Source organism: Ignavibacteriales bacterium (genome assembly GCA_016214905.1).
Classification (GTDB): domain Bacteria; phylum Bacteroidota; class Ignavibacteria; order UBA10030; family SZUA-254; genus PNNN01.
Genome location: JACRMQ010000003.1, coordinates 128,725 through 138,434, shown reverse-complemented (window position 1 = coordinate 138,434; position 9,710 = coordinate 128,725). Strand labels below are relative to the sequence as shown.

At 39.4% G+C, this 9,710-nt stretch carries 7 protein-coding genes and 1 tRNA gene; 2 read left to right on the top strand and 6 right to left on the bottom strand.

Features of this window, described 5'->3' with window-relative positions:
- The 4 genes from HZB59_01740 to HZB59_01725 all read right to left on the bottom strand — a co-directional run.
- Window positions 1–720 (bottom strand): hypothetical protein (locus HZB59_01740; GenBank protein ID MBI5020136.1); only part of this gene is annotated, 720 nt, incomplete at its 3' end.
- A 45-nt stretch (window positions 721–765) separates the two neighbouring features.
- Complete coding sequence (locus tag HZB59_01735; GenBank protein MBI5020135.1) at window positions 766–3,246, bottom strand: M4 family metallopeptidase; 2,481 nt, start codon at window positions 3,244–3,246, stop codon at window positions 766–768.
- 529 nt (window positions 3,247–3,775) lie between these two features.
- Complete coding sequence (locus tag HZB59_01730) at window positions 3,776–4,402, bottom strand: response regulator transcription factor (protein ID MBI5020134.1); 627 nt, start codon at window positions 4,400–4,402, stop codon at window positions 3,776–3,778.
- Between the two features lie 76 nt (window positions 4,403–4,478).
- On the bottom strand, window positions 4,479–5,873 hold the full coding sequence (locus HZB59_01725) for a hypothetical protein (protein ID MBI5020133.1): 1,395 nt from the start codon (window positions 5,871–5,873) through the stop codon (window positions 4,479–4,481).
- Window positions 5,874–6,396: 523 nt separating this feature from the next.
- Here HZB59_01725 and HZB59_01720 point away from each other — a divergent pair.
- Both HZB59_01720 and HZB59_01715 read left to right on the top strand, forming a co-directional pair.
- On the top strand, window positions 6,397–7,458 hold the full coding sequence (locus HZB59_01720) for a hypothetical protein (GenBank protein ID MBI5020132.1): 1,062 nt from the start codon (window positions 6,397–6,399) through the stop codon (window positions 7,456–7,458).
- A 49-nt stretch (window positions 7,459–7,507) separates the two neighbouring features.
- Window positions 7,508–7,580: transfer RNA gene (locus HZB59_01715), tRNA-Glu, on the top strand.
- A gap of 42 nt (window positions 7,581–7,622) precedes the next feature.
- Here HZB59_01715 and HZB59_01710 read toward each other — a convergent pair.
- A complete protein-coding gene (locus HZB59_01710; protein ID MBI5020131.1) occupies window positions 7,623–8,774 on the bottom strand; it encodes a D-alanine--D-alanine ligase in 1,152 nt (383 codons plus the stop codon).
- A 56-nt stretch (window positions 8,775–8,830) separates the two neighbouring features.
- Window positions 8,831–9,658 carry a class II aldolase/adducin family protein gene (locus HZB59_01705; protein MBI5020130.1) on the bottom strand — a complete coding sequence of 276 codons (828 nt, stop codon included), beginning with the start codon at window positions 9,656–9,658 and terminating at the stop codon, window positions 8,831–8,833.
- Window positions 9,659–9,710 lie beyond the last annotated feature (52 nt).

Genomic DNA, 9,710 nt, shown 5'->3' with positions numbered 1-9,710 from the left:
CGATCCGCCAACTCCAATGAACGCACGGATAGAGGGGAAGAAACTTGGATAGACGAGTTTCCAGTGATTTCCGCCGTCGGTGGACCGATATATACCATCGTGAGAGTCTCCTGCAAAAAGAGACGACCCTACCGCTGCCATGGCAGTGATGCTGGTGACGCTGAATCCTGAGTCTATTCTTGTCCACACCGAGTCATCCCAGCGGAATACGCCCTGCCCACCTGCGAGAATTTTATTTCCCGCAGTTGTGATAGAAGTGATCGCATAGCCATAACCATCTATTTTAGCATTGTACCAGCTAATGCCATCATTGTCCGATCGGAACACCCGTGCCGAATCGATCAAAGCAAAAATGCTCGACCCGGCTACTTCCAGTTTGTTGATGTTCAAATTTGTCAATCCAACATTGGATTCAATCCAAGTATCGCCGTTGTCGTATGAGCGCTGCACACCATCACGCGCCAGAAAAAGGAGACCTGCATGAACAGCCATCCAACCGCCGTTCCCGTCATAAGGAAACTGCGTCCAATTAGCACCGTTATCAGTTGACCGATAAAAGTACCCGCCGGATGTGGCAAAGACTGCCGAGCCGGTGGTGGCAAGAGATATCACACCACCACCTGTAGGACCGTGGGTTTGAATCCATTGTGCTTGGGTGTTGGTAGAAAAAATGCTTGAGCAAATTATGCAGATAGAAAGAACTAGTAGAAATTGTCTCACGATGACCTCGTATTGTTTGATGAAATGATAACGGTTGTTATCTTATTATTTAAGCAGCAAAAGTTTTTTCGTTTCAATATGATTTCTACTTTGGAGACGATAAAAATATGCGCCGCTCGACACCGATTCACCCAAATTATTTTTCCCGTTCCACGTGACCTGATATGTGCCGGCAGATTGGAATCCATCAACAATATCTGCAATTTTACTTCCTTTCAGATCGTATACACTGACCATAATATCCTGAGCTTCAGGAATGGAATATTTGATAGTAGTGGTCGGATTGAAGGGATTAGGATAATTTTCAGCCAACTCAAATTTTTCAGGTATCCTTGAATCAATTTCAACAACTCCCGTTAGACTTGTAACAGTTGCACGCATGAATAACGTATAATCGTTTGGTGAAATTAATTGTGTCCAAGTCGATCCGTTAAATTCATATGCTTTCTGATTGCCCGGAGGATTATCTGCTCCAACAAATGGCTGATTAACACCATCGTATTCTGCGCTGACATAAAACTCTCCATTAATATTCGCACCTGTAATATCGAATGATTGCCAACCAACTTGTGCAGGCGTATATGAATAAGGCGTAATAATTTGTGTCCCCGGTAAACCGTTTGTCCCATTAGCATTATACATTTTTAATGTAAAATGCCCCGATCCGCCGGCGTTATCACCGGTGATTTCTATTTTAACATTTGTAATTGTTACGTTTGAAACAGGCGGTGTAAACTTAACTGCCAATTCCCAACTAGCATCCAATTCATAAACGCCTGTGGAGGAAGAACCGTCATCATAAACCAGATCGTATGTAGAACCGGTATCACTGCCTATTCCTACAGCACTAAAAGCACTTCCAACCGCAGTTTCTTCTGTCGATCCGCTGCCAAATAAATCTTTCGCGGCATTCAAACAAGCTGTTCTTGCATCAATAAATTGCGAGTTGTTTGTCAAGTAAACAGTCAAAGCTCTATACCAGATCAATCCGCTTTTTGAATGACCAATAACCGAAGCAAGATTGTAGAAAGATTTATTGATGATTCCGGAATTAATATGAACACCGCCGTGATCATGATCAGCATCATTGGCAAGAAAAACGAATTCACTCATATGCGCCGGCTGCCACTCCTGGTCGGCCGAAAAATGTCCGTTGTGTGGATCTTGCATATTCCTGAGAGCATCGCCAACAATCGCGGGAGTGTAAACGTCTTCACCAATCAGCCAGTTTGTACTATCGGCTATTGATGCAAAAATATCTGAAACAGCTTCGTTGAGAGCGCCAGGCTGAAGTTCATAAATCAGATTTGCTGTTTTATTTGTTACGCCGTGAGTCATCTCATGGGCAATCACGTCAAAACTACCGGCTAAATTTGAAAACATTACTCCGTCACCGTCGCCGTACGTCATGAACATTCCATTCCAGAAGGCATTATTTAAATTAATTTTATAGTGAACAACGTTGATAAGCGAACCACCGGCATTGTCTAAGCTGTTTCTGCTGAAACGGGATTTAAATATCTCATATACATCCCGGCTGAAATAATGAGCGTCAACCGTTGCCTTGAGACGCTCGTTGTCATTAAAGATGTTATCATCATTGGGATCGCTAACTCTGCCGGCACTTAAATAACCGTTACCTGCTGTATCGTTTAGTGCGTCGTATGTATCAACCACACCTTTGAAGCTATCTATCGGTGGAACAAACATCGGCAAGCTTGCATCTATCAGATAATACTTCCCGCCAGAAAGATATGTATGGATAGATCTTGACGAGCCATTCAATCCGACACCAGTGCCAACCGCGGGACCATCATACCTGATGCCGTCATCAATTTTAATAACTTTACCGTTCTGAGCGTCAACGAACACGAGCATCATTGGAGTTTCAAACGACGGGAGTTTTACAGCATAAACTAGAAATAATTGGACTCCCTTCGAATAGATCATTAACTCAGCCGATATACTTTTTGGATTGTAATGCTTCAAACTTTTTTCAGCAGTCGAGATTGCAGCTTCCTTGCTTATTGACGGAATCGTATTTATTTCGGGAGTCGGGAAGTACCTTCCATTAACAGATTCTATCGATCCATCGGAATTGAAATGAACGATCACCTGACCCTGAAATATTTTTATTCCATTTATTACTTGCTGATATTTCACGTGTGTCATTGATAATTCATCAGTGATATTCGAGATGACCTCCAGTTCCTTTGCAGGTTCTTTTAATCCAAAAAGTTCTTTGTTTTCAGAGAGAAATCTTATTCCATCAGCAGATTTATTTGAGGATGCTGCATATCCTTTCACCGTTAATTTCCCTCCGATGAAAGCCGGTGTTTTATTAGACTCATTCCATGTAACATTTAATTTATGATTAAGAATGGATTGCAAATTCTGAATACCCTTTTGCGAATCGTGCTTATAGAATTGCACAATTTTACGTTTTGATTTAACTCCGCTATCTGAGGAAGTGTATGTTCCAAAACATGCAATGATAAGCATAATAATTTTTATTTTTAGATTCATTATGGTTTTCCTTTTGATATTAGTTTATTAAGAAGCTGACAATTAAATTGGCTATCTAACCTAACAGTTATTCAGATATATTAGTTACAAAAAGCAAAGTTGTATCCCTATTCCGCGTTTTGCCATGACATTGTTCCCAATAAAACACCGTTATGTATATACCCAAGATTAATAATAGAATCAATCCCTTAAACAAGGTATTTTTCAATTTGGGTAAAATGGAATGAGCGAGAATAGTCAGAATTGAGAATGCCCGAACGCAGATGACGAAAATATCTGATGAGAAATATCGACCACGTTTGCTCAGACATGCTTAGTTCATATTAATCTATTACAAATGCTTATGCTAAAATATTTGGAGGGTGTCCAAACAACACCCTCCGTCAGCCCTCCAATTTAGAACGAATGTTACCGTGTTTTGTGATCAAAACACTTACATATATACCAAAGATATTACTTTGGGTCAATCCCTTAAATAAGGTATTTTTGTCCAAAAATGAGGATTAATGAAGAAAATGAGAGATATGGTTCAGACTATACGGTGTTTAAGAGCCGCTGAAACCGCTTGTGGTTTGGAATGAACGTGGAGCTTACCGTAAATACTTTTAAGATGAGAGTTAACTGTATGAATGCTGATGAATAATTTTTCTGCAATCATCCTGTCGCTGTTTCCTTCTACGATCAACTGGAGGATATCTATTTCGCGTGTTGTAAGATTGAAATCGTTATCTTTTGTCGGCGCTGATTGTCGAACAAAGCTCATAATACGTCGGGCAATTGGAGCGCTCATCGGCGCACCATTGTGTATTTCCTTCATCGCACGCACAATTTCTGCGGGGCGAGAATTTTTCAATATATACCCCGAAACACCGGCGCAAATCGATTGAAATATTTTATCCTCATCCTCATATATCGTCAGCATGATAATCTCGATTGATGGATGAAGAGACTTCATGACTTTTGCTCCTTCAATGCCCGACATACCCGGCAATCCAATATCCATCAGAATTATATCAGGAACTACATCATCTAAAGAATCTATTGCCGATTCGCAATCGCTGAAAGCGCCAACACAGGAAAAATTGCTTACTTCCCTTATTATCTGTACGTAAGTTTCCCGCAACTCCTTGTCATCTTCTATAATTATAACTTTCATCGGTTTTTCAATTTGCATTGTCCTCAATTAAGATATATCTATATAAACTATTATTTGTCAAAAGACAATCCCTTGTTTAAGGTATTTTTAGCTCAAGAACTATTGATGTTCCGCTTAACGGTTTGGAAACTATCTTGATATTGCCATTAAGTGAGTGAGTGCGTTGGCGAATATTTTTAATACCGCTTCCACTAAATGTTTGTCCGGCATCAAATCCTTTACCATTATCGCTAATGGAAATCAAGAGCGTCTTTTCTTTTTGCTGAATTGAAAGTGTTACTTTCGTTGCCTGTGAATGGCGGATGATATTATTCAGACTCTCTTTGAATATGAGATAAATATGCCGTTTGAATGCAATCGGTAATTGCAGATCAAGCAGCTCAGGTGCAATTGAAATATCGTACGATATATTCTTTGCCGCTAATAAGCGAGTAATGTAGTTCTTCATCCGCAGGGTCAGATTATCGAGCGTGTCGTTTCTCGGATCGATTGACCATATAACGTCACTCATTGCTTCAATTATATCGCGTGAATTATGAGAGATATCCTCGAGCAAGGAGGAAAGTTTTTTTACATGTTCGGTTGAGAAATCGTCTGCCGTTTTAATTTTGTTTAACTCTAATCCTGCCAACTCACTAAACATAGTTATACGTGTCAGGCTGGAACCAATGTCGTCGTGTAAATCTTTTGAAATTCTTCCACGCTCATGCTCAACGGCAAGCTGTCTCTCAAGTTCACGGTTATAGAGTTCTGCTGTATGGAATAGTGCTGCTGCCCTATTAGTGAGTACACCGAGAAGCCGAATATCTTCAAGTGTATATTCTTTACCGGATTTTTTTCGACCACACACGAAAAATCCTTGAATTTTGTTAAGGGAAACCCGTGGAAGCACAAGTTCCGCATCAGGCTGATTCAATTCCGGTATGTTATTGTCAAGCTTTCTGTAATCAAATGGACGTCCCCTTGACAATAAATCCTTGAGTATCTTAGACGGATTGATTTTAATAGTTGCAATACCTTGGCTGTGTCCCATATGATGAGATGATTGATACAAATCATCATCTATGCGTTTCACACATGTGAATGAATTGAAATGAAAGATTGAGTTTAGAAAATCGAATATTACCCCGTGTAATTTTTCCTCGTCGAACACCCCTTCTGTGGCTTTTTCAAAATCGGCAATTTTACCTGTTGAATCATATTGCTCACGGTGGAAAAGTCGATCGATGCGTCTTTGTAATAAATTCCTGATCGGGAGGAAAATGATAGCTGCACCAATAATGCCGAGCAAATGAATTTCTTGAATATGCGTACCACCAATCCATTCAGTCAGGTAAACTAGAAAGAAATAAAGACCAAGCACCATCAGCGTGATGATGGAATAAAGTATACTTTGTTTGATGATTATTTCGATATTACGGACTTGATAATGCCGGACGATAGAAAAACTCCTGCTATAATTTACGGTCAATTGATTAATGAAGTTAGGAAATTACAATTTGGTAATCAAGAATCGATCTATTTGCAAATGCACCTTTAATAGTTTGATCTATCCACAACGCTATCTACATAAATATTTCATCCACAAACGATAACCGTCAATGGCATCCCCTTACATTATATGCTCATACAGATAAACACTTAGGGTGCAGTTAATGTTTGTATTCAGTTGAGATAGTCGATTGAAATTCATTCTCAGGAATTTTTCCAAAATCTTATTATGATTTTGGAAATGATAAAAGATTCAGCTAAATTTATGCTCAAATTGATATGATTTTATGCTGCAAGTATGACTTTGGATCAAGGAAAGCTAGGTTCGACTCCTAGCCGGGCAGCTTAATCCTTTCAACTGATATCTCATTCTATTACTTGAGGAAGATATTAATAAAATCTCTTCTAAAAATATTCAACCACTAAGATTTCTTATTTTATCATGTTCCGGTGGTGCCGGGCATATCCGCGCAGCAGAAGCTCTGCATCGCACGGCATCGCTGTTGAAGTTGCCAATCTACACCGAACATCATGATGTTTTGAATTTCACATCGAAATTATTTAAGAAAATCTATACCGAATCTTATGTTCAAATGGTGAACCATGCGCCGGAACTATGGGGATATTTTTATGAACAATCGGAACGGAAGTATTTAAAAAAACACGGCATCGTTAAAACATTCGACAAATTAAATTACAACAAATATGTACGGATGCTAAAAGATTTCCAACCGGACGCAGTGATCTGCACACATTATCTGCCATATGTTGCAATTTCTGATCTCCTACAAAAGAAAGAAATCACTGCACCGTTCTATGCGGTAACAACAGATTTCGATGTCCACCGCCTTTGGGTCGATCCGATAATCGAAAAATATTTTGTTTACCACGAAGAATCGGCATGGCAGTTAACCGATAAGGATGTTCCGGAAGAAAAAATAATCATCAGTGGAATTCCGGTGATGCCGGAATTCAAACAAAAAGAAAATCAAAGACTTGTCCGCAACAGATTAAAGATCGATCCGGATAATTTTACGATTCTGGTTCTATCGGGTGGTTACGGAATGGGTAAAGTCACGGAGATCATCAAGCAAATCAATGACACCGTATCACTCTTTGGGAAGAGAAAATTTAACATCATTATTGTTTGCGGGAAAAATGAAAAATTACAATCGGAAATAAACTCATTCCGATTTCCCGAAAATGTTTCAGAAACAATTTACGGATTTGTAAATAATATTCATGAGTTAATGGATGCATCCGACTTGCTGATTTCAAAATCAGGCGGACTTACATCCTCTGAAGCGATGGCGAAATCGTTACCTGTGCTTATTGTTGAACCGATCCCTGGACAGGAGAGCAGAAACGCAGACATAATTGTTGAGCACGGAGCCGGATGGAAAGCAATTAACATTCGAAATTTAGGATACAAATTAAAACGTGTACTCACCGAACCTTCGCTTTTAAAAAGTGCACGTGAATCTACGAAAATTCTCTCCAAACCAAACGCGGCTGAAGAAATCATTAAGCAGGTCTATACGGATCTATCTTCAAAGTTGGATTAATTTGAAAATTTAGTTAATTTAATATTGTTTTGGAGGAAAGAAGAATTCTGGCGCTATCGTCTAACGGTTCAGGACGCTGCCCTCTCAAGGCGGTAATACGGGTTCGATTCCCGTTAGCGCTACTTACCAATCATCACCAAACACATAAAATCCTTCAAGAATTTTTATTTCCTGAACCACTCACTTTTGGGATTGAACTCTTTTCTTTTCCGAATCTTCTGTTTATTTTTATCCATTGCTAACCTAATCAACTTATCAAGCAATCCGTGATAAGGTAATCCCGATGCTTCCCAGAGTTTCGGATACATGCTGATAGAAGTAAATCCGGGTATTGTGTTTATCTCGTTGAAATAAATTTTGTTCGTTTTTTTTGTCACAAGGAAATCAACGCGGGCCATTCCGGCACAATCGATCGATCTAAAACCAAGCAAAGCGTATTCTCGGATTTTTTTTATTATCGGATTGAAGAGTTTTGCGGGAATGACCGATTCCGATTTTCCGTCAATGTACTTTGCGTCATAATCATAAAACTCGTTCGAAGATATTATTTCACCCGGTACCGATGCTTCAGGATTTTCGTTCCCTATCAAACTTACTTCAATCTCTCTTGCATTCTCTATACTTTTTTCAATCAATATTTTTCTATCGTAACCAAGAGCTATTTTGATTGCATCCACAAGAGATTTTCTACTTTTCGATTTTGAGATCCCGACGCTGGAACCTGAATTGGCGGGTTTGACAAAACATGGGTATTTTATTTTTTGCTCTATCAAATCGATTATATTTTTTGGATTCTTTTTATATTCAGATTCAAGAAACCAAATATACGGAGCAACCGGTATCCCTGCATTTTCGCAAAGCTGTTTTGTAATCACTTTATCCATTCCAACAGCGGAGCCGAGAACTCCGGCACCGACATACGGGATTCCTGAAAACTCCAAGAGTCCCTGAATCGTGCCATCTTCTCCGAACGTCCCGTGAATAACCGGGAAGATTACATCTAAATCATTTTTAGTCAAAGGTCTTTGTTGACCATCAATCAACAATGGAGAACTAAGCATAGGATCAGGAGAAATGAAGCGGCTAATCTCATCATAATAGATTGATTTCTTTTTCATCCGATCGAGTAAGCCGCTACCAGAAAACCATTTCCCTTCTTTTGTAATGCCAATCTCAACGATATCATATTTCTTTTTATCGAGTGCGGATATGATTGAAGCAGCTGAAACGAGCGACACTTCATGCTCGGCAGAACGCCCTCCGAAAATTACTCCGACTCTGATTTTTGATTTATTATTTTTCCCTGTTGATTTCATATCTATGTTTTTAATTTCTATTTAAATTTACAACTCTATGCTCAACGCTCTTTGCTCTAAGCTGTTAGCATTTTTTTTACAATTTCTCGTATTTCATCATCAGATGGAGAAGTTACGGATTTTTCTTCACTTGAACAACTTGTCTGACATGCAATTTTATTGGAAAAATCCTTGCCATACGATTGATTACTTATTGCCCGAAGTTTTTCAACTTCCTCCTGATTGAGCGGTTTTTCTCCGCCCAACATTCGAGCGATATAAGTGATGTGAGCGGCGTGTTCAGCCTTTTCCATTTTGAAATACGCATCCCACAAATCCTTGCCGTAAGTAACGACACCGTGATTAGCCAAAAGAATCGCATCTGCGGTTTTCACATATGGTTCTAACGATTTTACGACTTCATCTGTGGATGGAGTAGCATATTCTGCAAGAGGTATTGCGCCAAGACCGACTATCACTTCCGGTAATAGGCAATCATTCAACGGTTGACGAGCTGTAGCAAATCCTGTAGCATACGGTGGGTGCGCATGCACAACTGCGTTGACATCGGTTCGCTGAGAATAAATATAAATGTGCATGCCAACTTCTGTAGATGGCTTTGATTCTAAGGATGAAGGATGAGGGTTGATGGATGGTTCGCCATTTCTGATTTCAGATGTTGAATTTCGAATTCCGGATTTCAAAGTAATATTTCCCTGGAAATCTATCTCAATCAAATCTTCAGCAGTGACCATACCCTTGTTAATGGCAGTGCGCGTAGTGAGGAAGTTGCCATTATCGAGCCGAACACTAACATTACCATCGGTTGCAGCGACAAAACGGTTTGCGTACAGACGGTGGCAGATATCAATTAATATTTCAATATTTTGATTTTTCGATTCCATAAATTCAAACTGCAATAAATGTTGATGGCGGAATACATAAATCTCTTGCCAT